Source organism: Blautia ammoniilytica, from assembly GCF_025566965.1.
GTDB classification, from domain to species: Bacteria; Bacillota; Clostridia; order Lachnospirales; family Lachnospiraceae; genus Blautia_A; species Blautia_A ammoniilytica.
Window position 1 is genome coordinate 36,180 of record NZ_JAOQJL010000010.1, and the last position, 26,222, is coordinate 62,401.

Here is a 26,222-nt window from a genome sequence, read left to right on the forward strand (position 1 = left end):
TCATGCCTCTCCTTTCTGCAGCTTCTGATGTTTCAGTTTCCGGATCTCCAGCTTTCTTCTTACAAAGAAGGACATCAGCACAAACAACATAACAAAGCCAAGCATAACGTCAATAACGCTGGCCGGAGCATCTGTGGAATGCCCCAGTGCTGTACCGCCTACCTGAAGAGTTCCGAAAAGAAGCGCCGCAAAAATAACACCGATGGGGTTTGCACTTGCCATAATGGCGATACCAATACCATAAGATCCAATATCTGACTCAAATCCTGTAAGAAGCATATGCTGCATTCCGTTGATCTCTGTAAAGCCTGCAAGCCCTGCAATGGCACCACTGATAAAAAATGCGGTCATACACATTTTCTTAGGACTGATACCCGACATCCTGGCTGCATCCTGATTCAGTCCTGTTACACGAACTCTGTATCCAAGAGATGTATGATACAGGATAAACCAGATGAAAATGGCTGCTGCAAGAGCGATCACAATCCCAAGTGAAACTGAAGTTCCAGGAATGATCTTAGGAAGCCATGCAGAATTGTCAATATATGCAGTCTTCAGATATTCATGCTTCGGCTCCTGCAGGGCAGTACGGAGAAGAAGCTGCATCACGTACTGTACCACATACGTGGACATCATACTTACCAGAAATTCATTGGCATTAAATTTTGCTTTCAGAAATCCAATGAGAAGCCCAGTCAGTCCACCGCCCAGAATACTTGCCGCAAATGCCAGAAGCAGTACCACTACTCCCGGAAGCTTTGTCTGCAGTGCCAGGGTAGTTGCCACTGCACAAATACATCCCACATAAAACTGCCCCTGTGCACCAATATTATAAAGATTGGCTTTGTAGGTGAATGCAAAAGCAAGGCTGGTAAGGATCAGCGGTGTAGTCTTGATCAGGATATTTCCCATGGTAAACTTATCTGAAAAGGTTTCTGTAAGCATTATCTTCAGGGAATCCACAGGATCCACGCCTAAAAGGGGAAGGAATGCAAAGCTGACGATCAGTCCAAGTACAATGGCCAGCACCGTCCATAAAAGGAAATCCTTTATTTTTCCGTTCTGTTTCATGCCTCTTCCTCCTTATCCGGCTGATAACCTGCCATCAGAAGACCGATCTTCTCTGTGGTAAGCTCACCATTTTTGTAAATGCCCATGATCCTGCCCTTATACATAACTGCGATCCTGTCAGACAGTGCAAATATCTCAGACAGTTCTGTAGAAACAAGGATCACGGACTTGCCGCTGTTTTTCTCTCCCAGAATAGTTTTATGTACATAATTGATGGCGCCCAGATCAAGGCCTCTGGTTGGCTGGTCAAAGATCACCAGGCTTTTCCCCATATCTGCTTCTCTGGCCACAACTACCTTCTGCTGATTACCGCCGGAAAGACTGCCTACAGTTACATTGCAGTCAGGAGCCTTAATCTTGTATTCTTTGATCTGACGTTCTGTATACTGGCGCAGTTTTTTCCAGTTAATGATCCCATGGCTTACCCAGTTTTTCAGATAACTGGCTTTCAGAAGCATATTCTCTGCCAGGGACATCTCCGCCACCATACCGTAACGGTAACGGTCTGATGCTGTATATCCCATCCCCATGGTGATCCTGTCCTTAACGCTGGTGGCTGTAATGTCCCTGCCGTCCAGAAGGATCTTACCTTGGGTAGGGGTCTCTGCGCCATAAAGTGCTTCACACAGCTCCTGCTGCCCATTATCGGAAACACCGGCAATCCCAAGAATCTCTCCTTCATGGACTGTAAGGTTAATATGATCCAGCACTGGTGCACTATCCTTTTTCTGAATGGTCAGATCTTCCACGATCAGCCGTTTCTTTTTCTTTTCCAGATCATCTCCTCCCGGTGCCTGCAAGGTTTCCAGATCATGACCGATCATCATATGTGCCAGTTCTTTTTCATTGGTATCTTCTCTTTTTACGGTTCCGCAGATCTTACCGTTTCGCATAACCACAATGGTGTCTGACACCTGCATGACTTCTTTCATCTTATGTGTGATAAAGACAACAGAATTGCCTTTTGACACATAATTTTTCACAAAGGTCATCAATGTATCAATCTCCTGTGGAGTAAGAACTGCAGTAGGCTCATCCATGATCAGGATCCTTGCATTCAGATAAAGAGCTTTCAGGATCTCTACCTTCTGCTGGGTGCCTACTGAAAGATTCTTGATATATTCTCCGGCAGGCACATCAAACCCGTACTGCTTTGCCAGTGCCTCTATCTCCTTTTCTTTGGCCTTGATATCCACCCTGCCTTTGCAATTGCCAAGAATGATATTTTCTGTTACCGTATGTGCCGGCACCAGTGAAAAATGCTGCTGGATCATGGAGATCCCCAGTGCCATTGCTTCTTTGGGGGATGCTATTTTGCGTTCCTTTCCATCGATCCATATCTCACCGGAGGTAGCATGATAAAGGCCGTAGAGGATTTTCATGATCGTACTTTTACCTGCCCCGTTCTCCCCAAGAAGAGCCACCACTTCTCCTTTATGGACTGTAATGGAAACGTCATCATTTGCCAGTACCTTGGCAAACCGTTTCGTTATGTGTTTTAACTCAATAACCGCTTCACTCATATCTGCCTCCTGTTCAAGAATGCCTCGGCATTCTTGCTGCGAGGTGCGCGTCATGCAATTGCATGACATACTTCTCCTGCGCACCTCTGCAATCCTGCCGGAGGCTATATCAGCTGGGGGATTGACTCCCAGCTGATGTACCAAAAGGGACTGCTGCACAATCCCACGCAACAGCCCCTTCGGAAGATCTTTTGTAACTGTTCCCGCAGGATACTACCTGCTGAATCATTACGATCTTTTACTTATTTCTCGGAAAAATACTGTGTGAAATCGATCTTTCCGTCTGTGATATCTTTGATTGCCTGATCAACAGCAGCTTTGCACTTATCAGAGCATGCATCTGAATATTTCGCTTCAAATACGCCTTCAGCAACGCCAACTTCCTGTGCACCCTTCAGTTCACCCTTTGCAACACCCTGGATGATCCACGGATATACATTTGCCCAGTTCATCGGAACAGAACCGTATACGCAGCTGCTCTCATCATTCTTATCTGCTGCAAAAGCAACAAACTTGCCTACTTTTTCTTCTGCTGCCTGAACAGCACCGGAAGCACCCTCATTAGAATAGCAGAATACGGTGTCAGCGCCATTGTCCATCATCTGTGCTGCCATGTCCTTTGTTGCGGAAACATCTGTCCAGCTGTTTACGAAAGAACGTGCAGTGGTAAAATCAAGGCCTCTCTCCTCACATACAGACTTGGCTGCTGCATCATAAGTATCCATCAGCTTCACCATAGGAGCATTGGACTCGCCGCCCATGACTGCAAAGTTTCCGTTCTCTGTAGCGTAGCCTGCCATAATACCTGCAAGATAAGATCCCTCATACTCCTTGGGGAATACAGGAACCATATTGTCTGTATCACTGATCTGGCCGTTGATCACTGTATATATGGAGTCCGGATACTGTGGTGCAACTGCTGCACAAGCCTCGTCAAACTGGCTTCCTGCAGACAGGATCAGATCGTATCCTTTCTCACCATACTCAGTAAAGGTGGATTCAAACTCTTCTACCGGAACAGACTCTACAACTTCGATGGATGTGCCCAGCTGTTCATCGCAGGCCTTTGCTCCTGCATTATTGCTGGCATTCCAGCTCTGGTCATCAATGCTTCCCGGAAGGATCAGTACGATCTTCATAGATGCGTAATCCGGCTCATCAGCCATAACCGGTACTGCCGGCACAGCAGCAACTGTCAGTGCTCCACATAATAATGCTGCAACGAATGACTTCTTCATGTTAAATTCCTCCTTTTTCTGACTGTTGTTCATTTGTTAGCTTCAGTATAGCACATTCAAACTGTGAATACAATGTTATTTATGTAAAATAAATAATTTTTTTTTGGTTTATACAATTTTTTTCAGCATTTTACCAGGCATGTTTGATTTCTACATGTCTTTTGTTGTTAAATCGTATAATTTTCTCAAATAAAAAGCGTCTTCTAAAGAAAAAAAAGGAACAAGCCCTCTGTGGACTCGCTCCTTTGCTATCTTCCTGCACATTATAGCAGGTTTGTTTAGGATTGTAAATCCTATTTTGAATTATCCGATCACATCACTCATATCATACTTCCCAGCCGGCTTGCTTGCAAGGAATTTGGCTGCTTCTACAGCACCCTTACCGAATACAGCCTTGGAATATGCAGTGTGCTTAAACTCGATCACTTCGTCCGGTCCTGCAAAGATCACTTCATGATCTCCTACAATGGTACCGCCGCGTACAGCGGAGATGCCGATCTCCTTTGGATCCCTTAACTCTCTGCGCTGGCTGCGGTCGTATACATAATGATACTCTCCGTCCATGGCCTCATTCAGACTGTCCGCAAGAGCAAGAGCAGTACCACTGGGCGCATCAAGCTTCAGATTGTGATGCCTCTCTACGATCTCCATATCAAAACCTGCAGTTGCAAGGATCTTAGCTGCATCCTGGATCAGCTTCAGCAGGGTATTGATCCCAAGAGACATGTTGGCAGAACGAAGAACCGGGATCCTGCCCGATGTTTCTTCCACCTTTGCAAGCTGTGCTTCACTAAGGCCTGTGGTGCAAAGTACCAGTGGCAGACTGCGGCGTACACAGTAGTCCATCAGCTGATCTGCTGCCTTTGGAGAGGAGAAATCGATCAATACATCCGCCGGTGTATCACATGCTTCCATATCTGTAAAAACCGGATAACTGTTATTCCCATTATCTGCAATATCAATGCCTGCAACGATCTGTGCATTAGGATCCTTCTCTACTAAAGAGGAAATTACCTGTCCCATATGTCCATTGCAGCCATGCATAATAATCTTTACCATCTGTAATCCCTTTCTGTCTTATGCAAGCTTAATCCCAAAATCCTTCATTGCTTTTGCAAGACGTGCCTCATTTTCAGGCTCCATTTCGCATAATGGCATACGAGTAGGTCCTACCTGCATGCCCATAAGATTCAGTGCTGTCTTGACAGGGATAGGATTCACCTCACAGAACAGCGCATTGATCAGCGGTATAGCATCCAACTGGATCTTAGCAGCTCCTTTTACATCTCCTTCAAGGAACTTAGCAACCATATCATGAGTCTGCCTTGGTGCTACATTGGATAACACAGAGATCACACCCACTCCGCCAAGTGAAAGGATCGGAAGTACCTGGTCATCATTGCCTGAATAAAGGTCAATACATCCATCTGCCATTGACATCATCTTGGCAATCTGGGACAGATCTCCGCTGGCAGCCTTGATACCAACAATATTCTTAACATTCTTTGCAAGAGAAACAACAGTAGCCGGTGCAAGATTACATCCTGTACGGCTTGGTACATTATAAAGAATGATCGGTGTATCCGGCACTTCATTGGCAATGGCTGTATAATGCCTGATCAGCCCTTTCTGTGTAGCCTTATTGTAATAAGGTGTTACAAGCAGAAGTCCGTCAGCTCCATAGGAAGCAGCCTCCTTGGACAGCATAATGGCAGTCTCTGTACAGTTGGAACCAGTACCTGCGATCACCGGAATACGTCCTGCCACTTTGTCGATAGCAAACTTGATGGTCTTTAAGTGCTCTCCATGTGTCATGGTGGAAGACTCACCTGTTGTCCCACAGATGATCACTGCATCTGTGCCGCCTGCGATCTGCTGTTCTAAAAGTTCTTCCAGCTTATCATAGTTTACCTTTCCATCCTCATACATTGGAGTTACAATTGCAACACCAGCACCCTTAAAAATTGCCATTAATCTTCCTCCTTATCTTCTTTGTATAAACTATGAGAAACACGCTCCGCGAGTTTCTCAAGTTATCGCGGCAGTCGCCAAGGTCTCGTGCAAGCACGGACTTTGGCTCGTTGCTCGCGTAAATCAGGGAATCCTGCATTCATGCAGCTCTTCCCTCCGTCAGATCATTTCTGTTGTCAGAGTGGTTACACTGTCCACATAGGGTCTTAATGAATCCGGCATCATCCTTCCGGTCAGCACTACATGCATAGATTCATTCTTCAGTTTGAGAATGTCTGTGATCATATCCAATGTAGCGATTCCATTGTCCAGAAGCCCCAGGATCTCATCCAGTACAAGGAAATCACATTCCTGGGTGGCAACTACCTTCCTGGAGAAATTCAGTCCATTCAGAATATTGCGTTTCTCCTCTGACTTCTCCTGTTCTGTCAGCTCCTCATAGCAGGTTTCCATTTTCTCGAAGCGAAAAATCTTAATATCCAGTTCATCCAGTTCTTCCAGAAAATCCAGTTCCCGGCGTTCATTTCCCTTCAGGAACTGTATGATGATCACACTTTTGCCCTGAGTGGATGCCCGCAGGCTCTGTCCCATTGCCAGAGTAGTCTTTCCCCGGCCACTTCCACAGTAAACCTCTGTTAATTCTCTTTCCATAATATTTCCTCTCGACGCTGCGTCCAGCTGGATTTCCCTGTCAGAAAAAGCTGCCGGTCAGTGACATTTTGCTGCTGTAAAATACAGGCGCAAACTACGCCATTTTCAAATAATATCCTTATATTACCTCAGTTTCGCCAGAATTGCAAGCCCAGCATGACCGATGATCATTTTACTTAGGCAGCATATCATTCTATGTACTCTAGCTTGCTTACAGATATTTCATAGGCAGTCCGCTTTTCTGTTTCGTTTTCCCCGATGCGCTTCATATATTCCCTGCTCTGTATCCTGCCCCAGATCAGTACATGACCGCCCACTTCAAAGGCAGAAGCGTATCTTGCATTTCTTCCCCAGCAAATACAGGGGATATAATCTGATTTACCATAAGGTCTGTTTACAGCCAGTAAAATATCTGCAATTTCCCTTCCAAGAGGGGTTTTTCTATAAACAGGCGGCTTACAGATATAGCCGTCCAGAAATATCTGATTGACCGGATCAGCCTCATCATCTTCCTCCACAAATCTCAGTTCTCTTACAAAAACAGACAATACCAGCCGATTATGTTTTTCTTCGTGTCGGTTATAGGACCGGAACTGTCCATGGATCTCTATGTATTCCCCCACATAGTCCTGGGTTACATCCACCAGTCTTTCCGAAATCATTACCGGAATCCTGTCCTCTGAATTACTCAATCTTTTCACTAGCAGCTCCATGGTATAAAAACCTTCTCCGAAAACCTGGTGACTGAAGGTAAAACCTGTTGCGATCTTCCCAATGATCCACACCTGATTGTTTTCAATAATTTTATCTGCCATAATGTAGCTCTCCTTCCCTTCACTTTGCGTGTTGCTGCCCTCTTGGGCGGGTCTATATTATGTATGTAGATAAGATCTTTTTTAGAACCAAAAAATCAGGAAAATCAAAAAAATCATTCCAACACCTTGTAATCTGCGAAAAATGTGGTAAACTGAAAAATCGGACAACTTATGAGAATGAAACACATTAATATAGAAAGAATAGAAAGAAAGGAATTCGATTTTATGAAGACCAAACGCGAAGATGTACGCAATGTAGCCATTATTGCCCACGTTGACCATGGGAAAACCACACTTGTGGACCAGCTTTTGAAACAAAGCGGCGTTTTCCGTGCAAATCAGGAAGTTCAGGAGCGTGTCATGGACTCCAATGATATTGAAAGAGAACGTGGTATCACTATCCTCTCTAAGAATACTGCTGTTCATTACAAAGGTGTTAAGATTAATATCATTGACACACCTGGACATGCTGATTTCGGAGGTGAAGTAGAACGTGTGCTTAAGATGGTAGACGGCGTCATCCTCCTGGTTGATGCCTTTGAGGGTGCTATGCCCCAGACCAAATTTGTTTTAAGAAAAGCTCTGGAACTGGATCTGCACGTGATCGTCTGCATCAACAAGATCGACAGACCAGAAGCAAGACCGGATGAAGTTGTTGATGAGGTACTGGAACTGCTCATGGATCTGGGTGCTTCTGATGAGCAGTTGGACTGCCCGTTCCTTTATGCTTCAGCCAAGACAGGTCATGCAGTTTTGGATCTGAAGGACACACCGGAAAACATGGAGCCTTTATTTGAAGCTATTCTGAAATACATCCCTGCACCGGAAGGTGATCCGGATGCAGACACCCAGGTACTGATCAGCACTATTGACTACAATGAATATGTAGGCCGTATCGGCGTAGGTAAGGTTGAAAATGGCTCCATCGCCGTAAATCAGGAGCTTACTCTTTTGAACCACCATGATCCTGACAAGCGCCAGAAGGTAAAAATCAGCAAGCTGTATGAATTTGACGGTCTGAATAAGGTGGAAGTAAAAGAAGCTTCCATTGGTTCTATTGTTGCTATCTCCGGTATTGCACAGATTCATATCGGTGATACCCTGTGCGGTGGTGAGAATCCGGAAGCAATCCCCTTCCAGAAGATTTCTGAGCCTACCATTGCCATGAATTTCCTGGTAAATGACAGTCCTTTAGCCGGACAGGAAGGAAAATATATTACTTCCAGACATCTTCGTGACCGCCTTTACAAAGAGCTGAATACAGATGTGAGCCTGCGTGTAGAGGATACTGAAACCACAGAGTGTTTCAAGGTTTCCGGCCGTGGTGAGCTTCACCTTTCTGTACTGATCGAGAATATGCGTCGTGAAGGTTTTGAGTTTGCAGTGAGCAAGCCGGAGGTTCTGTATCACTATGATGAGCGCGGCAAGAAATTGGAGCCAATGGAGATCGCATATGTAGATGTTCCTGAGGAGTTTTCCGGAACTGTGATCCAGAAGTTAAGCGAGCGTAAAGGAGAACTGCAGGGCATGAGTACTGCCAGTGATGGCTCTGTCCGTCTTGAGTTCCATATCCCTTCCAGAGGTATGATCGGCTTCCGTGGTGATTTCCTCACATCTACCAAGGGAACCGGTGTGATCAATACGGAGTTTGATGGTTATGCGCCTTACAAGGGAGATTTCCCATACAGAAAACAGGGTTCCCTGATCGCATTTGAAGCTGGAGAATCTGTGACTTACGGTCTTTTCGCTGCCCAGGAGCGTGGTACCTTATTTATCGGACCTGGCCAGAAGGTTTACAGCGGTATGGTCATCGGACAAAATGGTAAGGCAGAGGATATTGAACTGAATGTATGTAAGACAAAGCATCTTACCAACACACGTTCCTCTTCCGCTGACGAAGCATTAAAGCTGACTCCACCTAAGATACTCAGTCTGGAGCAGGCAATTGAATTTATTGATACGGATGAGCTTCTGGAGGTAACACCAAAAAGCCTTCGTATCCGCAAAAGGATCCTTGATGCAAGGGATCGTAAAAGAGCTGCCTTTAAGAAAAACTGATTTTACATCCCCAAGGCCTGCCGCGCACCTCGCAACAAGAATGCCGAGGCATTCTTGAATATAAAATACCCTGTGCTTTCCGCATGATCTTTCACGGAAGGTACAGGGTATTTTTTACTTATTCTTTTTCCAGTTCTTCTCTTCGCCGCGCAAGGATCCTTGGAAAGAAATGAAGAAACAGACAGGTAGTCACTGTGGCACTGATCACATCTGCCAGCGGCTCTGAAAGGAAAGCTGCATCTGCAGCGATCACCGCCGGAAAGATCAGAAGCACACCTAAGAATAAAGTTTTACGGAACATAGAGCAGAACAGTGCAAGCCGCACCTGCCCCAAAGCTGTAGATTCATCTACCAAAGGATACTGTACAGCCAACGGTATGATCATGGCTGTAAAAATCCGGATGTATCGTACAGATCTGTTCAGGAGCATTTCATCTCTGGTAAAAAGTGAAACATATAGCGGGGATACAGTAAAGGTTACAATCGTCATCAGTCCGCAAAAAAGCAGACACAGCCCAACAATACACTTCATTGCCTTCTTTACCCGCTCTCCATCCCCGCTTCCGTAATTATAGCTGATCACAGGCTGGCACCCAAGAGTAATTCCGCCCAGAGGCATGGTGATCAGAAGCATATAGCTTTGTACGATGGTGGCACAGGTTACAAGAATATCCCCTTCTTTTCCCCCTCCATAACGCTGAAGCACTGTATTTAATACGATCAGGATCACGCTGTCAAAAGCAATGATCAAAAATGGGGACATCCCGAAAGCAAGGATCCTTTTCACGGTTTTCCAGGAAAATCCTCCCCAGCCAAGACGTACCGGCATCTTTTTGCTGTGCAGGAAAAGAAGTACAGCCACGCAGGATGCCATCTGGGAGATCACGGTAGCAGTCGCAGCCCCTGCCACACCCATGTGGAATACAAAGATGAACACCGGATCCAGGGCAATATTCAGAATTGCACCAAGGATCACTGTTCCCATCCCAAGGCCGGAGAACCCCTGTCCGATCAGATAGCTGTTCATGCCACAGGCCATCAGGGCAAAAAAAGTACCCGCCGTGTAAATGGTCAGGTAGGTATCCGCATATTGAAAAGTGGCATTGCTGGCTCCAAACCAAAGGATCAGCTTTTCCTTTGATAGAAGAAAGACGATGGTAAGAATTGCTGACAGTGCAGTAAGCATCATGAATCCATTATTCATGATCTTTTTTGCTTCTTTTGTATTCCCCTCTCCCATACGCATAGCCATTAAAGGAGATCCTCCCAGGCCCACAAGGGTGCCAAAGGAGGACAATAATGTAACGATCGGAGCGCACACACCTGCTCCGGCCAGGGCCAGGCTGCCCACACCCATTCCAATGTACATACGGTCTACAACGGAATAAAGCACGCTTACCAGCTGGGCAAGCATAGTGGGAAGAGCCAGGCGCAGCACCAGTTCAGGCACAGGATCTTTACCAAGATCGTTTATATGTGCCTTCTTTTTCTTTTTGGTGATCATGGTATCAGGCAATTTCAAACTCCTTCGCCAGCTTTGCAAACTGAGGCAGGGAATTGATAATGGTATCATAAGATACACAGTATGCCAGACGTACATATCCTGGGCAGGCAAAAGAGCTGCCTGGAACCATCAGGATATTGTATTTCTTACCGGCTTCACAAAACTCCTTCTCATCTGCAACCGGTGACTTTACAAAGAGATAAAAAGCACCTTCAGGTTTGATGCACTCAAAGCCCAGATCCTTCAGCCCATTATAAAGAGCCAGTCTGTTCTTGTCATAAGCAGCCACATCTACCTCTGCATCCACACATTTGGCGATCACCTTCTGGATCAGGGATGGTGCATTCACACTGCCGATGGTACGGTTGGCAATGGCTGCTGCAGTGATCATCTCCTGGCTTCCGTCCGCTTCATCCGGAATCACCAGATAGCCAATACGCTCTCCTGGAAGGGAAAGTGACTTGCTGTAGGAATATCCTACAATAGTATTATCATAGTATTTGGTCAGATACGGAACCTGTACTCCATCATAAGCCAGTTCTCTGTATGGCTCATCAGAAATAAGATAGATCACTGTCCCATATTCCTTCTGCTTTGCTTCCATGATGGCAGCCAGCTTCTTGATGGTCTCCTCAGAATAAACAACACCCGTAGGATTATGTGGAGTATTTACGATCACCGCCCTGGTGTTGGGAGTGATCTTCTCTTCAAATTCCTGAAGATTAGGCTGGAAGGTAGCAGTATCCGGTGAGATTTCCACCAGCTTTCCGTCGTAGTTCTTTACATATGCACCATATTCCAGGAAATACGGTGCAAATACGATCACTTCTTCTCCAGGGTTCAGAATAGTCTTAAGGGCTACATTCAGACCGCTGGCAGCGCCAACTGTCATGATCAGATTCTTTGCGGCAAAAGCTGTACCAAAACGGCGGTTCAGGGAATCTGCAATTGCCTGACGCACATCCTCAAAGCCTGCATTGCTCATATAGCCGTGAAGTACAGTAGGCTCTGTATCATTTACCAGTTCAATGATGGCCTGGCGTACACAGTCCGGTGCCGGTACGCTTGGATTGCCAAGGCTGAAATCAAAAACATTCTCTGCACCGTAAATCCCTCTCAAACGGTTTCCTTCTTCAAACATCATACGGATGGCAGAATTGTTTTTAACGTAAGGTTTCATTTTTTCTGCAATCATGGTTAATCTCCTATCAGTGAAATTCCTTTTTTCAATGCTTTTTTATTTAATTCCAGGAACTGCGGCTTAATATTGGCCTCCAGGATCTGCTCCCAGTGGATATGCTCCAGCCCCATTGCACGGATGATGGTTCCCAGAAGGATCATATTGGCAGCCTTTTCATTACCAAGCTCTCCTGCAAGGCGGGTAGCATCGATCACCTTTGCCTTTACATGCTTCTGGATTTCTTCCAGTACATCCTCCGGATATTCCTCTTCTCCTGTGATCACAGACATGGATGGAATCTCTTCGTTATTTACTACAAGTACTCCATCTGGTTTCAGATAATCTAGCGCACGCAGTGCTTCCATCTTCTCGAAGGAAACGATAATATCAGCCTTTCCTTTTTCGATAACCGGAGACATTACCTTTTCTCCATAACGTACCTGCGAAGAAACGCTTCCACCTCTCTGGGACATGCCGTGGATCTCGCTCATTTTTACATCATATCCGGCCTCCATCAGACCTGTTGTGAGAATCTTGCTGGCAAGGATAGTTCCCTGACCACCTACACCTACTAATAAAATGCTTTTTGTCATGGTCACGCCTCCTCCTTTACAATGGCAGCCTTAGGGCATACCTGGGTACAAACATCACAGCCTACACACTGTGCTTTATTGATATGGACTTTCTTTGATTTTCTGTCATAGGACATAGCCGGGCAGCCTGCCTTCAGGCAAAGACGGCAGCCTACGCACTTCTCTTCATCCACTTTGTTCTTTGTAACAAACAGACTGTCAAATTCTGCTTTATCCTCTTTGGAAAATTTCTTTAATGCACATGGCCAGCGGGTAATGATCACGGACGGCTCATCCAGTGCCAGGCATTTATCCAGTGTATCATCTACCTCCTGAAGATTGTTAGGATTGATCACATATACATGCTTCATGCCGATAGCACGCACCAGATTCTCAATACGGATCAGAGTAGTCTCCTCACCTTTGGCTGTATAACCGGTTCCCGGATTATTCTGATGTCCTGTCATTCCTGTGATCCTGTTGTCCAGGATGATATTCACTGTATTGCTCTTATTGTACACTGTGTTGATCAGTGAATTGATACCTGTATGGAAAAATGTGGAATCACCAAGTACGGTAACGACTCTTCTGTTCACGCCTTCCATATTGAAGGCTCTTTGTGCCCCATGTCCAAGGCTGATGCTGGCTCCCATACATACTGTGGAATCCATTGCACTATAGGGCTTTGCAGCTGCCAGTGTATAGCATCCGATATCGCCGCTGATCATAATGTCCTTATGCTTTCCAAGCCGGTAGAAAAGACCTCTGTGAGGACAGCCTGCACAGAAAGAAGGCGCCCTGCCGATCAGCTTGCTGTGGTCAAAATCCATTACCTGATTTTCTTTTCCTGTAATGCAGGCACGGATCACATCTGGTGTCAGCTCTCCATATGATGGAAAAAGCTCTTTACCGATGCAGGCACAGCCCTGCTGCTTTACGAATTCTTCAATATAGGGATCATTCTCTTCCAGAATATAAACCTTATCTACCTTAGAACAGAAATCTTTGATCAGACCTGCAGGCAGAGGATTGGTAAAGCCAAGTTTCAGATAAGAGGCTTCCTCTCCGAATACTTCCTTTGCATAGTAATAGCAGATACCGGAAGCGATCACACCTACACGGGTATCCCCCATCTCCATCCGGTTAAATGGTGTTGTCTCACTGTAAGCAGCAAGCTTCTCCATTCTTTTTTCCAGATTTACACGCAGCTTCCTTGCAATAGCTGGAAGGCAAACGTATTTGGCTGGATTCTTCTCCCATGTCTTAGGCTGCTGCTCTGCCCTGTCTGTCAGCTCAACAATAGATTTGGAATGACAGACACGGGTAGTCATACGGATGATAAATGGGGTATCAAATTCTTCGCCCAGGTCATAGGCTGCTTTCACCATATCAATACATTCCTGGCTGTCGGAAGGCTCCATCATGGCAATCTTGGCTGCTTTGGCATAATTGCGGTTATCCTGCTCATTCTGGGAAGAAAACATCCCAGGCTCATCTGCAGTTACGATCACATTGCCGCCGTTTACCCCCATGTAAGCCCAGGTAAACATAGGGTCTGCTGCCACATTCATGCCCACATGCTTCATAGATACAATACTTCTCAGTCCTGCAACAGATGCTCCAATAGCAGATTCCATGGCTACCTTTTCATTGGGTGCCCACTCTGCATAAATCTCTTTGTATGTAGACAGGTTCTCCAGGATCTCTGTACTTGGTGTTCCCGGATATGCAGATGCATAAGAAACACCTGCCTCATATGCTCCCCTGGCAATGGCCTCATCGCCGGTCATTAATTTCTTCATTTGCTACCTCCTAAATGGTTCTCTTAATACATGATTGTATACCTTGACACCTTATCGTGTCAACGCAAAAAAGTGACAGGTTTCCCTATCACTTTTTTACACTCAGCCGTACCAGTGCACGGTGAAGTTTTGCTTGTGCAAGTTTGTATTCCTGATCAGTCAAACCGTTTTCGGCAAGCTTTTCTTCTGCTTTTTGCTTCGCAACATCTGCTCGGTGGACGTCTATGTCCTCCTTCCATTCCCAGGTGGTTGCCAGAAGACTGCAGCTGCCGTTCATCACAGAGATCATACCGCCGATACATGCGGCAGTCCTTCTGCTGCCATCTGCCATCACCACACTGGCTTCTCCCATGCCAAGGGCAGTGCAGAAATTACAGTGTCTGGCAAGAATGGCAAGATCTCCGGTAATACTGCGGCAGATCACACGTTCTGCCTCTCCTTCAAACAGAAGTCCGTCCGGTGTACCGATCCTTAAAGGAAATGTACTCATAGGCAGCCTCCTTTACTGATTCTGGCTCTTTGCCTTTTCCATTACATCATCAATGGTTCCGGCAAACAGGAAACAGCTTTCAGGGATCTGGTCACATTCCCCGTCAAGAATCATCTTAAAGCCTCGTAATGTTTCTTTCAGCGGAACATACTGTCCCTTCATACCTGTAAACTGCTCTGCCACTGAAAAGCTTTGGGACAGGAATCTCTGCACCTTACGTGCACGGCTTACAGTCAGCTTATCCTCCTCTGACAGTTCATCCATGCCCATGATGGCAATGATATCCTGCAGTTCTTTATATCTTTGCAGCACTCTTTGCACTGCACGTGCGATCTCATAATGCTCGCTGCCTACTACCTCAGGGGAAAGGATACGGCTGGTGGAATCCAGTGGATCCACTGCAGGATAAATACCCTGACTGGCAATATCCCTGGAAAGTACGGTAGTTGCATCCAGATGGGTAAATGTGGTAGCAGGAGCCGGGTCTGTCAGGTCATCTGCCGGTACATAAACTGCCTGTACAGATGTGATAGAGCCCTTTCTTGTAGATGTGATACGTTCCTGAAGAGTACCCATCTCAGTTGCCAGTGTAGGCTGGTATCCTACTGCAGAAGGCATACGTCCCAGAAGCGCAGATACCTCGGAGCCTGCCTGTGTAAATCTGAAAATATTGTCAATAAACAGAAGCACATCCTGATTCTTAACATCACGGAAGTATTCTGCCATGGTAAGTCCGGAAAGACCTACTCTCATACGTGCTCCCGGCGGTTCATTCATCTGCCCATACACCAGGGCAGTCTTGTCAATAACGCCGCTTTCCTTCATCTCATTATAAAGGTCATTCCCCTCACGGGTACGCTCTCCTACGCCTGTAAACACAGACAGTCCGCCATGAGCAGTAGCAACATTATGGATCAATTCCATGATCAGCACAGTCTTCCCCACACCTGCGCCTCCAAACAGACCGATCTTACCACCCTTTGCATAAGGGCAGATCAGGTCAACTACCTTGATACCTGTCTCCAGGATCTCTGTTGCCGGTACCTGCTCTTCATAAGCAGGCGCAGGACGATGGATCGCCCATTTTTCTTTTGTTTCCGGTGCCGGCAGATTGTCTACCGGATCACCAAGCAGGTTAAATACCCTGCCCAGACATTCTTCGCCAACCGGAACTTTAATGGGACTGCCAGTATCCACAGCTTTTGTCCCTCTTACCATTCCATCTGTGGAATTCATGGCAATGCAGCGCACGGTATCATCACCGATCTGCTGTGCCACTTCCGCAGTCAGCTTCACTCCATGATTATCAATCTCAATGGCATTCAGCAGTGCCGGCAACTGGTCATGAGCAAAACGTATGTCCAGTACCGGCCCGATCACCTGCACTACCTCGCCAATGTGTTTATCATTCATCCTATATTTACCTCCAAATTATACGCCTTCCGCACCGCCTACGATCTCTGTGATCTCCTGGGTAATGCTTGCCTGACGGGCTCTGTTGTAATGCAGATTTAGGCTTTCGATCATGTCCTGGGCATTACTGGTGGCTGATTCCATGGCATTTCGTCTGGCAGCCAGTTCACTGGCCAGACTATCACACACAGCCCCGTAGATCAGGCCTGCCAGATATTCAGGCACAATGGCATCAAATACCTGTGCTGCATCCGGCTCATACAGAATCAGATTGCGGACAGGCTCTCTTTCCCCACTGTCTCCTACAAGATCTGTCAAAGGAATGGCCGGGATGGCATCCGGTTTCTGGGCCAGCATGGAAATAAATCTGGTATAGCAAAGATCTATATGTCCAAAGCTTTCCTTTTTGAATTCTTCACAGAGAATATTGGCAATCTCGTAACAGTCTGCCACTGAAATATCTGCGATCTCCCCAAATGCATCTGTCACACAGGGGATCCCTTTTCTCTGGAAATGCTCAACAGCCTTTTTCCCTATGGGAAGGACTGTATATTCCTTTCCATGGCTTTTTTCTTCCAGGCATTTAAACAGATTTGTATTATATCCGCCGGCCAGTCCCCTGTCTCCGGCAATTACCACATAACAGTATTTGCCGCTTTTGGAACCGGCTGCATATACGGATGTAAAATCAGTATTACCTCTGGCGATCTCTTCCAGGGTCTTATGAAGAGCCTGGAAATATGGTCTGCTTACTTCCGCACGTTCTTTTGCCTTACGCAGTTTGGAGGATGCTACAAGCTCCATAGCCTTGGTAATCTGCATGGTGCTTTCCACACTTTTGATACGCAGCTTTACCGCTTTCATATTTGCAGCCATCTAAAATCCTCCTAATCATTTACCAGTTGTCGGCTTTGTATCCAGAAAGCTTTCTGTATACTGTTCCAGAACCTTTTTCAGTTCCTCTTCCGTCTCGCCCTCCAGCTTTCCGGAAGAACGGATCTTTTGCATCACTGCAACTCCCTCTGCATCATTGTCAAGACTGGTAAAAAGTCCTGCCTCGTATTCTTTTACATCTTCCACTGCAACCCGGGACAAAATACCCTTTGTTACAGCATAAAGAACAGCCACCTGCTTCTCAACAGGAACCGGTGCATTACGTCCCTGCTTCAGCACCTCCACAATACGTGCTCCCTGATCCAGACGGGCTTTTGTATCAGCATCCAGGTCAGACCCAAACTGTGCAAAGCTTTGCAGTTCCCTGTATTGGGAATAAACAAGCTTCAGAGTACCGGCAACCTTCTTCATGGCTTTGATCTGTGCGTTGCCCCCAACCCTGGATACAGAAATACCCGGATTGACTGCAGGCATGATACCGGAATGGAACAACTCTGTTTCCAGATAAATCTGTCCATCTGTAATGGAAATAACATTGGTAGGGATATATGCAGATACATCCCCGGCCTGTGTCTCAATAATAGGAAGTGCAGTCATGGAACCGCCTCCATGGGCATCATCCAGCTTCGCTGCACGCTCCAGCAGTCTGGAGTGAAGGTAGAATACATCTCCAGGATATGCCTCACGGCCTGGTGGTCTGCGGATCAGCAGGGAAAGTGCACGGTATGCCACTGCATGCTTGCTCAGGTCATCATAAATGATCAGCACATCCTTGCCTTTGTACATAAAATACTCACCCATGGCACATCCGGAATAAGGTGCGATATACTGAAGAGGACTTGCCTCTGAAGCAGTAGCCGCAACAACAATGGTGTAATCCATGGCTCCATTCTTTGACAATGTTTCCACAAGGGAAGCCACCGTAGATCTTTTCTGTCCGATGGCAACATAGATACAGATCACATCCTCACCTTTCTGGTTGATGATCGTATCTGCGGCAATGGTGGTCTTGCCTGTCTGTCTGTCACCAATGATCAGCTCTCTTTGTCCTCTTCCGATAGGCACCATGGAATCAATGGCCTTGATCCCTGTCTGAAGAGGCTGATTTACACTTTTTCTCTCGCAGATACCTGGTGCAGGACTTTCGATCGCCCTGTACTCCTCTGCTTTTATAGGACCGGCACCGTCAATGGGCTGACCAAGTGCATTGACCACTCGTCCGATCAATGCATCTCCAGCCGGTACTGACACTACCTTACCTGTACGCTTTACTGTCTGGCCTTCTCCGATCCCTGTATCATCGCCGAACAATACGATGGATACGCTGTTTTCTTCCAGATTCTGTGCCATTCCATAGCTTCCGTCCTCAAATTCAAGAAGCTCTCCTGCCATACAGTTCACCAGTCCGCTGGCTCTGGCGATCCCATCACCTACCATAAGGACAGTTCCTGTTTCATTCTGCTGAATAGCATTTTCATAGTATTTAATCTGGCTTCGGATGACCTTGGTTATTTCTTCAGGTTTAAGCTGCATGTTTCCTTCCATCCTTTAAACTATGACTTCATTTAAACTATGATTTTATTTAGACTATGACTTCATTCAATTTCTTTGACATTTCTGACAAACGTCCCTGAACCGTTCCGTCCAGCTGTCTGCCTTCCAGCTCCACACGAAGACCTGCTACCACTTTCGGATCTGTTTTCTGGGTGAGAAGCACCTGCTTGCCGCTGATCTTCTCAAGCTTTGTCTTCAGGGCTGCCATCTGTGTCTCATCAAGAACCACAGCACTGGTAACAAGGGCTTCTGCTATATTGTGATCCTCATTATAGCGCCTTCTGAACTCCTGACAGCAGCCGGAATACTCCCGCATAAGATCGCGCTGGCAGAGCAGCTTCAGGAAATTCACCAGATACCTTTGCGCCTGGCCTCCGAAAGCCTGCTCAAGAAGCTCTTCTCTTTTTTCTCCTGGAATGGAAGGCTCTCCCAGCAGCTTCACATACTCCGGATTCTCTCTGAAAAGCTGACGCACTTCCTCCATCTGCTCCATCAAAACGTCTGTAAGCTGTTCTTCGGCAGCAAGTTCATACAAACTGCTGCCATATAATCTGGCAGTCTGTGTCATGATGCCTCTCCTACATTCGATATAAACTCATCAATAAGCTTTGCGTGATCCTCTTCACTGATCTCACGCTGGATCACTTTCCCGGCGATCTCCATAGCAATACCGCCGATCTCATTCTTTACTTCATTCACTGCCTTCCGTTTCTCCTGAGCAATGTCCTTCTCAGCTTTTGCCTTAATGGCGGCTGCCTGGTCTGCAGCCTCCTTCAGGATCTCCTCGCTCTGGATGGCAGCTGTTTTCTGTGCACTTGTTACGATCTGATTTGCCTTGTCCTTTGCATCCAGCATATTCTGCTCGTATTCCTGCTTCATTGCATCTGCCTCTTCCTTGACCTTCTGGGCATCGGTAATCTGGGCATCTGCCATGGCTCTTCTTTTTTCAAGCATCTCATTGATTGGCTTGAACAGAAAACGCTTGATCAGATACATTTGGATAAAAAGATTGCAGATCTGGGCCACAAATGTCCAAGGCACAATTCCTACAAGTTCCTGTACCTGCATTTTATAACCTCCTGTCCGGTGTTGCTTTTTCGTACCTTATGCAAGGAATTTCATGAAGGTTCCAGGTGCAACGAAGATCAGGAGCAATCCTGTAACGAAACCGTAAATACCTGTAGTCTCTGCAATAGCACATCCAAGAAGCATAGTACCTGTAACATCACCTTTACACTCCGGCTGACGACCAATAGCCTCCAATGCCTTCGCAACTGCATTACCTTCTCCAATACCAGGTCCAATACCTGCGATAAGCGCAAGACCTGCACCGATTGCACAACCTGCTAACGCAATACCTTTTGCTAAAATCTGAAAATCCATAATTCAATCCTCCTGAGTTTTATTATTTCCTGTGTTGACTTCATTTATGGCAATGCCGCTGGCATGCGGCATGTCCGTTTGATTTCTAACCTTCTTCTGCTGCATTGGCAATATACATAACAGTCAGCATACAGAAGATAAATGCCTGCATAAAGCCGGAAAACCAGTCAAAATATACAGACAGGATCGCCGGCACACCTACATCAAGAATAGGAATCTTTGATAAAACCTGTCCCACGATCCCTGGGATCAATCCAAACAACCGGGAGCTTGCCACTGCCAGTGCTGCATACAAAAGTCCGTTAATAACCACACCTGAAAGAATGTTGCCAAAATGACGGCAGGCCATACTGATAGGTGTTGCAAGTTCCGATAATACATTGAAAGGTGTCATCACCGGGATCGGTGTTGTAAAGCCTTTCAGATATCCGCCCACACCATTAGTCTTGATCTTCTGGGATGTGATCATGATAAAAACAACCACTGCCCAGGCTGCTTCTGTGGAAAGATCTGCAGTCGGACTTCTAAGGCCAACCAGACTGATCAGGTTGAACACTACACTTGTAACAAACAACGCTGCTACAAAAGGAATCATCTTCTTAAACTTTTCTCCCATATTTCCGATTACAAACTTGTTGGCAGTCTCCACCAGAAGTTCTGCAACCGCCTGACGCTTGGAGATCTTCTCCACTTTCAGGTCATGGGTGAGCCAGATGCAAAGACCTGTGATCAGGATCATCACCAGCCAGCTTACCAGCAGTGTTTCTGTGATCTGGAATTTCCCAAGAACAGGGAAATCAATGGGAAAGGTGTAAAATATCCTTCCGCCAGTTATATCTATGTCCATCTTCGTCTCTCACCTCCTGTCTTTTTAAGAATGTGCTCTTTTTAAGCATGTGCTCTTTTTAAGCATGCATAGCACGAAACAATCCATACATATCATAAACCGGAGCTGTCTTTCTTTTTTCCAAAAATGCCTGCGATCTTAATGGCTGCTCCTGGAAAAAGCAGAGGAAGAAGTCCTGCTGCAAACTGAAAATATGGTGTTGTAATGGCTACAATACACCATACCAGCTGCAAAAACATTCTCTTGGAGTAGCTGGAACGCATCACTCTCTGGGCAGCGTCCTGATTCTCCAGGGACACGATTCTCTGAACGGTAATCCCCATGGTAAAAAAGTTCAGTACTGCCACAATACCACCGCATAATCCACCCAGGATCACAGTATAATCAAAGGGTACCTTCTCAGGCATCGCCACGTGAAGGATCCCGAATACCACCCACATCAGGATCACTCCTATGGCGGTACCTGCTGCTACTTTTTCAGTCTCTTTTTTTACTGCTGGCTGGATCTTTACTCTTTCATTGCTCATATTCCTGAAATCCTTTCCATCACCTTTCCTGCATCTGCCTTCTTTCTGATCATCTTCTGATTGCTTTGACCATGTGCTGTTTTCCTTCGTCTTTGTATCCTGATTTTCCATTAGCTGTGTTTGTTAAAGGATACCTTCTGTTCCTGATCCTGCTTCTTCTCTTTCTTCATGGTGGTCCGGTAAAACTTGTAAGCTACCGTAAAGGATCCACCCAGACCGAAAAAGAATCCGGGAATATATACCCAGCCGCCCAGACCAAAACTGGATGTAAGCCACCAGCAAAGTCCCAGCATCAAAAGGGTGGGCGTAATCAAAGAAAGGCCGAACTGAGAAACAAGACTCATATTTTTAAAAATATTTGTCAATTCTCTCATATTCCGGCCCCTTTCTTACGCATTTTTAGATATTTATCACAATATTTAGCTTATCACAATCCCTGAAAAATAACAACTTTTTTTGTTTGTACAAATTCCGTTTACTGTCTCAAATTTGTGCATTTGTCCAGGATTGTCTAATCGCATTTTGGTGTTTTTGGCTTATTTTTTAGTGATTTTTCGGTACTGTTCAAACTTTTCGTCCCATACTTTCGTATCCTGCGGCATATAGTCTGCTATTTCGAATGTGGCACGAAGGATCCTGGCATTTTCTTTCTCATCTGAGATGCAGCCCAGTGACTTCAGCTGTACCATAGCATTGCCAACTGCAGTGGCCTCAATAGGACCTGCAACCACCTTCTTACCTGTAGCATTTGCAATAAACTGGCAAAACAAACGATCCCGTACTGCACCGCCAAGGAAATGTACTGTATCCATCCTCTTACCTGTAATCGCTTCCAGATCATGGATCGCCTGACGATACTGGAAAGCCAGAGACTCGATCACTGTCCTGTAAAATTCTCCCTGTCCCTTAGGCGGCTCCTGTCCTGTCTTCTCACAGTATTGCCGGATAGCAGTTTCCATATCCACAGGTGCAATAAATAATTCATCGTCCACATCCAGGAAGGCAGTAAAAGGCTTTGCTTTTGCAGCAGCATCCAGAAGGAATCCGTAATCTGTATCCTTCCCTTTTCTTTCCCAGCTTTTACGAAGCTCCTGAACCAGCCACATCCCCATAATAGTATTGACCAGCTTGATCTTCCCATAGGCTGCGCCTTCATTGGAATAATTCTGTTCAAAAACTTCCCTGGTGATCACAGGCTCATCTATGATGGAGCCGATAATGGACCATGTGCCTGAATTAATAAAAATATAGTCTTCTGTTTCTGCAGGAACAGCATGTGCTGCGGAAGCAGAGTCATGCTGTGCAGCAGCGATCAGCGGAACAGGTGCCTGCCCTTCCCGTCCGATCAGCTGAGCAACAACCGGGCTAAGATACCCCTTCACTTCACCGGTCATAAGAACCTTAGGAAATACGGATCTGTCCATACCCAGTTCCTTCAGGATCTTCTCTGACCAGTCCTTCTTCTTCACATCATACATCTGCGTGGTAGCAGCGCTTGTATATTCTATATTCTTCTGCCCTGTAAGCAGAAATCCCAGTACATCCGGGATCATCAGGAAGGTACGTCCATCCCTTGGGATCCTTGGATTTCTCTTCTTCAGGCCCAGCAGCTGGTAAACCGTGTTATACCACATATCCTGAACTCCGGTTTCTTCAAACAGAACGCCTTTCCCGAAAATGTGCTCTGCTTCCTCGATCATCCCGGAAGACTGATCATCCCTGTAATGGAATGGGTTCCCTACCATCTCATCAGCCCCATCCAGCATAGCAAAGTCCACTCCCCAGGTATCCAGTCCGATGGCATCAATACTCTCCAGTTCCTGATTTGCTTTTCTAAGGCCTGTAATAATCTCATGAAAAATATGCAGCACATCTGTATAAAATCTGTCACCTGCGTGAATCCCCTCATTTGGGAATCTGTAAATCTCCTTCATATCAAGCTTCCCATCCTGTAAAGTTACCCCGATCAGTCTGCCGCTTGATGCCCCCAGGTCAATAGCGATCACCGTTTTTGCTCCCATGTCAAATTTTACCTCCCAAGCCCCAATTTATTGTGAATAATCACTAATTTTCTATTATTCTATCATACTTTAGCTGTGCATTCAATCGATTGACTATTTTTTAAAAATTAAAAAACTGTGAAATCTATAGACGTAAATTTGAAAAAGTGTATAATAAAAAAGAAATTTCGGTTACTGTGGATTTTTAGTCCATCATCAATGATATTTACCACCAAAAGGAGACGAAACCAATGAAAAAAATGGCATCTGCTTCTATTGCCATCCTGTCTGTTTCCGCCTTGTTCCTGGCACTGGGCACTCATTCCCTGCAGCCCGTTACTGGCCCTATCAAAGTCAAAGCACAGGACAAAGCCTTAGATTCGGACAGCGAAGAACAGGCTCCACTACTCTCTCAGATCGATACCTCTTCAAAGATTCAACCTGGTGCGAAGATTGCTGTAGTAAGTAAATCCAAAAAAGGCCAGTTCTGGAGCCTTGTACAAAAAGGCATGGAACAGGCTGTATCTGACGTAAATGAAGCATATAATTTTGAAAAAGACGATAAGATCACGATGACCTTTGAAGGTTCCTCTGATGAGACAGATGTGGAGAGCCAGGTAAATACCCTGGATGCTGTTATTGCTGAGAATCCGGACGTGGTATGTGTATCTGCCGGAGACAGCGAATCCTGCCAGGCCCAGTTGGAATCCGCCAGAGAGAACGGGATCCCGGTTGTGACCTTTGACTCTGATGTATCCAGCGAGGACCTTGTTTCTGCCTACTGTGGCACTGACAATCAGAAGCTGGGGGATATCGCAGCAAAGCGTATGGCCCATTACCTGAGCAATCATGGAACAGTAGCAGTTTTTTCTCCACAGGAGAAGACCTTAAGCAGTAAATCCAGAGTAGAAGCTTTCCAGGAGAGTATTGCTGATTATCCTGGTATTGAAGTGGTACAGGTGATCTATTCTGACCAGGTAGATGATATGGAGGCAGCCATTAAGGGCGTACTGGAGATTTATCCTAAGCTGGACGGTATTTTCTGTACGAACGGTGATATTTCTGATCTATGCCTGTCTCTCGTGCAGGACGCAGGCCGTGATTCCATCATTTTTATTGGCACAGATGCCACATCAGCCCAACAGGATGCTATCCGTGATGGTGCTGAGGTGGGCACCCTTTCCCAAAAGCCTTATGAGATTGGATATCAGACCATCCTTGCAGCACTCCAGACTACCACTGAAGATTCATTTTCCAGCAAACAGACCACTCTTTTTGATCCAGCCTGGATTGATACCACCGCTTTGGATGATCCCTATTACGCTGACTACATCTATGAGTAGATCACCAAGGATAGCTGGCTTCTGCAAAGTATATAAGAATTTTGCCCTGTTATAGTGATTTTTTAGAGGGAGAAGCTCTTAAAGGCTTCTCCCTTTGGTTTTACCTTAAAATGCATTTTCTTTCTGCTTCCAGGATATAAGAAAGTAAGACTGCAGGCGCAAAGCCCAAGTGCTGTATCTGTAGTTCCACCATACTTCCGATCCCCTGTAAGCGGCATTCCTGCATGTGCCATTTGCACCCGGATCTGATGATGTCTTCCTGTATCCAGTTTGATTTTTATGAGAAAGCGTTCTGTTTCTTCCTGGATCACCTGATATGAAAGCCTGGCCTTTTTTGCTCCTGGTGTGCCTTCGGCTACAACTGCTGACATATTGGTACGTCCGTCTTTTTTCAGATAATCTTCCAGTATCCCCTCTTCTTTTTCCGGCTTTTCTTTTGTCACTGCCAGATATATTTTTTCCATCTGTCCGCCTGAAATCTGCCTGCTCAGTTCTTTTGCAGCAAAGGGTGTATGTGCAAATACAAGAATCCCTTCTACTGGCTGATCCAGCCTGTGTACAATCCCCAGATAAGGCATTTTGCCAGGTTCTTTCTTATACAGATAATTTTTCAATGCACTTTCCATGTCTGCTGATCCGATCCGTGCATTCTGCACTGCCAGTCCTGCCGGTTTATGGCATACAATAATATTTTTATCTTCATAGAGAATATAGTCTTCAATCTTTCCGCTCCACATGATCGTTCTCCTTAAGTATTTCGCATATGAATAAATATGATGTTTTATTATATCCTTACTTCTTCTTCCTTACAACACCAAAACACAAAACGAGACGGTCACCATTTTCCTATAATATAAAATGATGACCGTCTCAAAAATCTTCGTTATTCAATTTTTCTTCCTCTTTAGATCATTTACAATGTAACTTCTATGGTATATCTCTTAGGATATCTATTGTTTATTGATATGTTCTGTTACGATTGTCTGGATTGAAAGGTTCTCTATTCAGTTTTATTCTTTACGTGTTCTTCTTTGATTTCCTGCTCATAAACGATATGATCTTTATCATTCGGTTTATTTAGAAAGTTTTATAGATTTGGGATTATAACTTCACGGATTATAATCTGTTGATCGTATGTAATCATACTTCTGATGCAAAGCTTCAATTCATATCTAAAATTTATAAAATATGAGTTTTAAAATATTCTGTTTATACCTTAAAATTATAAAATACAAAACTCAAAATATCTTGTTCATATCTTAAAAAAATAAAATATAAAATTCAAAATACTCTGTTCATATTTTAAAATCATAAATATGGATTTCAAAATATCCTGTCTATCTGTCAGCAACTTCCTATGCTATGAAGTGCTCTCCTTATATGGAC

25 protein-coding genes are annotated in these 26,222 nt (G+C 45.4%); 2 read left to right on the forward strand and 23 right to left on the reverse strand.

All coding sequences use genetic code 11. The features are described 5' to 3' along the window. The 7 genes from OCV61_RS06595 to OCV61_RS06625 form a co-directional block, all read right to left on the reverse strand. On the reverse strand, positions 1-1,071 hold the full coding sequence (locus OCV61_RS06595) for an ABC transporter permease (protein ID WP_158421154.1): 1,071 nt from the start codon (positions 1,069-1,071) through the stop codon (positions 1-3). Beyond that, positions 1,068-2,594: an ABC transporter ATP-binding protein gene (locus tag OCV61_RS06600; protein WP_158421155.1), complete on the reverse strand. Its 1,527-nt coding sequence runs from the start codon at positions 2,592-2,594 to the stop codon at positions 1,068-1,070. Before OCV61_RS06600 ends, OCV61_RS06595 begins: the two co-directional genes overlap by 4 nt. Before the next feature lie 242 nt (positions 2,595-2,836). After that, entirely contained in the window at positions 2,837-3,832 is a 996-nt protein-coding gene (locus tag OCV61_RS06605) for a BMP family ABC transporter substrate-binding protein (protein ID WP_158421156.1), read from the reverse strand. A 303-nt stretch (positions 3,833-4,135) separates the two neighbouring features. Next, entirely contained in the window at positions 4,136-4,891 is a 756-nt protein-coding gene (gene dapB, locus OCV61_RS06610; protein WP_158421157.1) for a 4-hydroxy-tetrahydrodipicolinate reductase, read from the reverse strand. An 18-nt stretch (positions 4,892-4,909) separates the two neighbouring features. Continuing rightward, on the reverse strand, positions 4,910-5,803 hold the full coding sequence (dapA, locus tag OCV61_RS06615; protein ID WP_158421158.1) for a 4-hydroxy-tetrahydrodipicolinate synthase: 894 nt from the start codon (positions 5,801-5,803) through the stop codon (positions 4,910-4,912). Between the two features lie 159 nt (positions 5,804-5,962). Then, positions 5,963-6,454 (reverse strand): cob(I)yrinic acid a,c-diamide adenosyltransferase, encoded by a 492-nt coding sequence (locus OCV61_RS06620; protein ID WP_158421159.1) that lies wholly within the window; start codon positions 6,452-6,454, stop codon positions 5,963-5,965. 188 nt (positions 6,455-6,642) lie between these two features. Beyond that, entirely contained in the window at positions 6,643-7,269 is a 627-nt protein-coding gene (locus OCV61_RS06625; protein WP_158421160.1) for a single-stranded DNA-binding protein, read from the reverse strand. A gap of 225 nt (positions 7,270-7,494) precedes the next feature. Here OCV61_RS06625 and typA point away from each other — a divergent pair, with 225 nt between their 5' ends. Next, positions 7,495-9,327, forward strand: coding sequence for a translational GTPase TypA (typA, locus tag OCV61_RS06630; protein WP_158421161.1), 1,833 nt, complete (start codon positions 7,495-7,497; stop codon positions 9,325-9,327). Positions 9,328-9,445: 118 nt separating this feature from the next. Here typA and OCV61_RS06635 read toward each other — a convergent pair whose 3' ends face one another. From OCV61_RS06635 to OCV61_RS06705, 15 genes are all read right to left on the reverse strand, one after another. Continuing rightward, the gene (locus tag OCV61_RS06635; protein ID WP_262582718.1) at positions 9,446-10,843 is read right to left on the reverse strand and encodes an MATE family efflux transporter; all 1,398 of its coding nucleotides are present in this window, start codon (positions 10,841-10,843) and stop codon (positions 9,446-9,448) included. Next, complete coding sequence (locus OCV61_RS06640) at positions 10,836-12,026, reverse strand: pyridoxal phosphate-dependent aminotransferase (RefSeq protein ID WP_158421162.1); 1,191 nt, start codon at positions 12,024-12,026, stop codon at positions 10,836-10,838. The genes OCV61_RS06635 and OCV61_RS06640 overlap by 8 nt, the downstream gene beginning before the upstream one ends. Positions 12,027-12,028: 2 nt before the next feature. After that, positions 12,029-12,604, reverse strand: a complete 576-nt coding sequence (locus OCV61_RS06645; protein WP_158421163.1) for an indolepyruvate oxidoreductase subunit beta — start codon at positions 12,602-12,604, stop codon at positions 12,029-12,031. Positions 12,605-12,606: 2 nt separating this feature from the next. Beyond that, complete coding sequence (iorA, locus tag OCV61_RS06650; RefSeq protein ID WP_158421164.1) at positions 12,607-14,385, reverse strand: indolepyruvate ferredoxin oxidoreductase subunit alpha; 1,779 nt, start codon at positions 14,383-14,385, stop codon at positions 12,607-12,609. 88 nt (positions 14,386-14,473) lie between these two features. Beyond that, positions 14,474-14,875: an ATP synthase F1 subunit epsilon gene (gene atpC / locus OCV61_RS06655; RefSeq protein WP_158421165.1), complete on the reverse strand. Its 402-nt coding sequence runs from the start codon at positions 14,873-14,875 to the stop codon at positions 14,474-14,476. A gap of 12 nt (positions 14,876-14,887) precedes the next feature. Continuing rightward, positions 14,888-16,288, reverse strand: coding sequence for a F0F1 ATP synthase subunit beta (gene atpD, locus OCV61_RS06660; RefSeq protein ID WP_158421166.1), 1,401 nt, complete (start codon positions 16,286-16,288; stop codon positions 14,888-14,890). Positions 16,289-16,306: 18 nt separating this feature from the next. Next, positions 16,307-17,164, reverse strand: coding sequence for an ATP synthase F1 subunit gamma (gene atpG, locus OCV61_RS06665; protein WP_158421167.1), 858 nt, complete (start codon positions 17,162-17,164; stop codon positions 16,307-16,309). A gap of 15 nt (positions 17,165-17,179) precedes the next feature. Further along, the gene (gene atpA, locus OCV61_RS06670) at positions 17,180-18,715 is read right to left on the reverse strand and encodes a F0F1 ATP synthase subunit alpha (RefSeq protein WP_158421168.1); all 1,536 of its coding nucleotides are present in this window, start codon (positions 18,713-18,715) and stop codon (positions 17,180-17,182) included. A 49-nt stretch (positions 18,716-18,764) separates the two neighbouring features. Further along, positions 18,765-19,304 carry an ATP synthase F1 subunit delta gene (gene atpH, locus OCV61_RS06675; RefSeq protein ID WP_158421169.1) on the reverse strand — a complete coding sequence of 180 codons (540 nt, stop codon included), beginning with the start codon at positions 19,302-19,304 and terminating at the stop codon, positions 18,765-18,767. Further along, the gene (gene atpF / locus OCV61_RS06680) at positions 19,301-19,804 is read right to left on the reverse strand and encodes a F0F1 ATP synthase subunit B (protein ID WP_158421170.1); all 504 of its coding nucleotides are present in this window, start codon (positions 19,802-19,804) and stop codon (positions 19,301-19,303) included. The genes atpH and atpF overlap by 4 nt, the downstream gene beginning before the upstream one ends. Before the next feature lie 36 nt (positions 19,805-19,840). Further along, positions 19,841-20,122, reverse strand: coding sequence for an ATP synthase F0 subunit C (gene atpE, locus OCV61_RS06685; RefSeq protein WP_158421171.1), 282 nt, complete (start codon positions 20,120-20,122; stop codon positions 19,841-19,843). 82 nt (positions 20,123-20,204) lie between these two features. Further along, positions 20,205-20,966, reverse strand: coding sequence for a F0F1 ATP synthase subunit A (locus tag OCV61_RS06690; protein ID WP_158421172.1), 762 nt, complete (start codon positions 20,964-20,966; stop codon positions 20,205-20,207). Between the two features lie 92 nt (positions 20,967-21,058). Then, positions 21,059-21,604: an ATP synthase subunit I gene (locus OCV61_RS06695; RefSeq protein WP_244093023.1), complete on the reverse strand. Its 546-nt coding sequence runs from the start codon at positions 21,602-21,604 to the stop codon at positions 21,059-21,061. Beyond that, the gene (locus OCV61_RS06700; protein ID WP_158421173.1) at positions 21,604-21,867 is read right to left on the reverse strand and encodes an AtpZ/AtpI family protein; all 264 of its coding nucleotides are present in this window, start codon (positions 21,865-21,867) and stop codon (positions 21,604-21,606) included. The genes OCV61_RS06695 and OCV61_RS06700 overlap by 1 nt, the downstream gene beginning before the upstream one ends. Before the next feature lie 162 nt (positions 21,868-22,029). Further along, entirely contained in the window at positions 22,030-23,514 is a 1,485-nt protein-coding gene (locus OCV61_RS06705; protein WP_158421174.1) for a rhamnulokinase, read from the reverse strand. Positions 23,515-23,744: 230 nt separating this feature from the next. Between OCV61_RS06705 and OCV61_RS06710 the strand changes: the two genes are divergently transcribed. Further along, positions 23,745-24,836, forward strand: coding sequence for a substrate-binding domain-containing protein (locus OCV61_RS06710; RefSeq protein ID WP_158421175.1), 1,092 nt, complete (start codon positions 23,745-23,747; stop codon positions 24,834-24,836). Positions 24,837-24,898: 62 nt separating this feature from the next. On the opposite strand, the gene OCV61_RS06715 is transcribed toward OCV61_RS06710, so the two are convergent. Further along, complete coding sequence (locus OCV61_RS06715; RefSeq protein ID WP_158421176.1) at positions 24,899-25,573, reverse strand: RluA family pseudouridine synthase; 675 nt, start codon at positions 25,571-25,573, stop codon at positions 24,899-24,901. Positions 25,574-26,222 lie beyond the last annotated feature (649 nt).

What these genes read in the sequence shown, in the direction of transcription:
- OCV61_RS06705 (WP_158421174.1), bottom strand. Translation starts at nt 23,514, where the DNA reads ATGGGAGCAAAAACGGTGATCGCTATTGACCTGGGGGCATCAAGCGGC.
- OCV61_RS06605 (WP_158421156.1), bottom strand. Translation starts at nt 3,832, where the DNA reads ATGAAGAAGTCATTCGTTGCAGCATTATTATGTGGAGCACTGACAGTT.
- OCV61_RS06600 (WP_158421155.1), bottom strand. Translation starts at nt 2,594, where the DNA reads ATGAGTGAAGCGGTTATTGAGTTAAAACACATAACGAAACGGTTTGCC.
- OCV61_RS06625 (WP_158421160.1), bottom strand. Translation starts at nt 7,269, where the DNA reads ATGGCAGATAAAATTATTGAAAACAATCAGGTGTGGATCATTGGGAAG.
- OCV61_RS06645 (WP_158421163.1), bottom strand. Translation starts at nt 12,604, where the DNA reads ATGACAAAAAGCATTTTATTAGTAGGTGTAGGTGGTCAGGGAACTATC.
- typA (WP_158421161.1), top strand. Translation starts at nt 7,495, where the DNA reads ATGAAGACCAAACGCGAAGATGTACGCAATGTAGCCATTATTGCCCAC.
- OCV61_RS06700 (WP_158421173.1), bottom strand. Translation starts at nt 21,867, where the DNA reads ATGAGAGAATTGACAAATATTTTTAAAAATATGAGTCTTGTTTCTCAG.
- OCV61_RS06690 (WP_158421172.1), bottom strand. Translation starts at nt 20,966, where the DNA reads ATGGACATAGATATAACTGGCGGAAGGATATTTTACACCTTTCCCATT.
- atpA (WP_158421168.1), bottom strand. Translation starts at nt 18,715, where the DNA reads ATGCAGCTTAAACCTGAAGAAATAACCAAGGTCATCCGAAGCCAGATT.
- atpH (WP_158421169.1), bottom strand. Translation starts at nt 19,304, where the DNA reads ATGACACAGACTGCCAGATTATATGGCAGCAGTTTGTATGAACTTGCT.
- OCV61_RS06695 (WP_244093023.1), bottom strand. Translation starts at nt 21,604, where the DNA reads ATGGAAAATCAGGATACAAAGACGAAGGAAAACAGCACATGGTCAAAG.
- iorA (WP_158421164.1), bottom strand. Translation starts at nt 14,385, where the DNA reads ATGAAGAAATTAATGACCGGCGATGAGGCCATTGCCAGGGGAGCATAT.
- atpC (WP_158421165.1), bottom strand. Translation starts at nt 14,875, where the DNA reads ATGAGTACATTTCCTTTAAGGATCGGTACACCGGACGGACTTCTGTTT.
- OCV61_RS06715 (WP_158421176.1), bottom strand. Translation starts at nt 25,573, where the DNA reads ATGTGGAGCGGAAAGATTGAAGACTATATTCTCTATGAAGATAAAAAT.
- atpF (WP_158421170.1), bottom strand. Translation starts at nt 19,804, where the DNA reads ATGCAGGTACAGGAACTTGTAGGAATTGTGCCTTGGACATTTGTGGCC.
- OCV61_RS06710 (WP_158421175.1), top strand. Translation starts at nt 23,745, where the DNA reads ATGAAAAAAATGGCATCTGCTTCTATTGCCATCCTGTCTGTTTCCGCC.
- OCV61_RS06640 (WP_158421162.1), bottom strand. Translation starts at nt 12,026, where the DNA reads ATGATTGCAGAAAAAATGAAACCTTACGTTAAAAACAATTCTGCCATC.
- OCV61_RS06595 (WP_158421154.1), bottom strand. Translation starts at nt 1,071, where the DNA reads ATGAAACAGAACGGAAAAATAAAGGATTTCCTTTTATGGACGGTGCTG.
- dapB (WP_158421157.1), bottom strand. Translation starts at nt 4,891, where the DNA reads ATGGTAAAGATTATTATGCATGGCTGCAATGGACATATGGGACAGGTA.
- atpD (WP_158421166.1), bottom strand. Translation starts at nt 16,288, where the DNA reads ATGAATGATAAACACATTGGCGAGGTAGTGCAGGTGATCGGGCCGGTA.
- OCV61_RS06620 (WP_158421159.1), bottom strand. Translation starts at nt 6,454, where the DNA reads ATGGAAAGAGAATTAACAGAGGTTTACTGTGGAAGTGGCCGGGGAAAG.
- atpG (WP_158421167.1), bottom strand. Translation starts at nt 17,164, where the DNA reads ATGGCTGCAAATATGAAAGCGGTAAAGCTGCGTATCAAAAGTGTGGAA.
- dapA (WP_158421158.1), bottom strand. Translation starts at nt 5,803, where the DNA reads ATGGCAATTTTTAAGGGTGCTGGTGTTGCAATTGTAACTCCAATGTAT.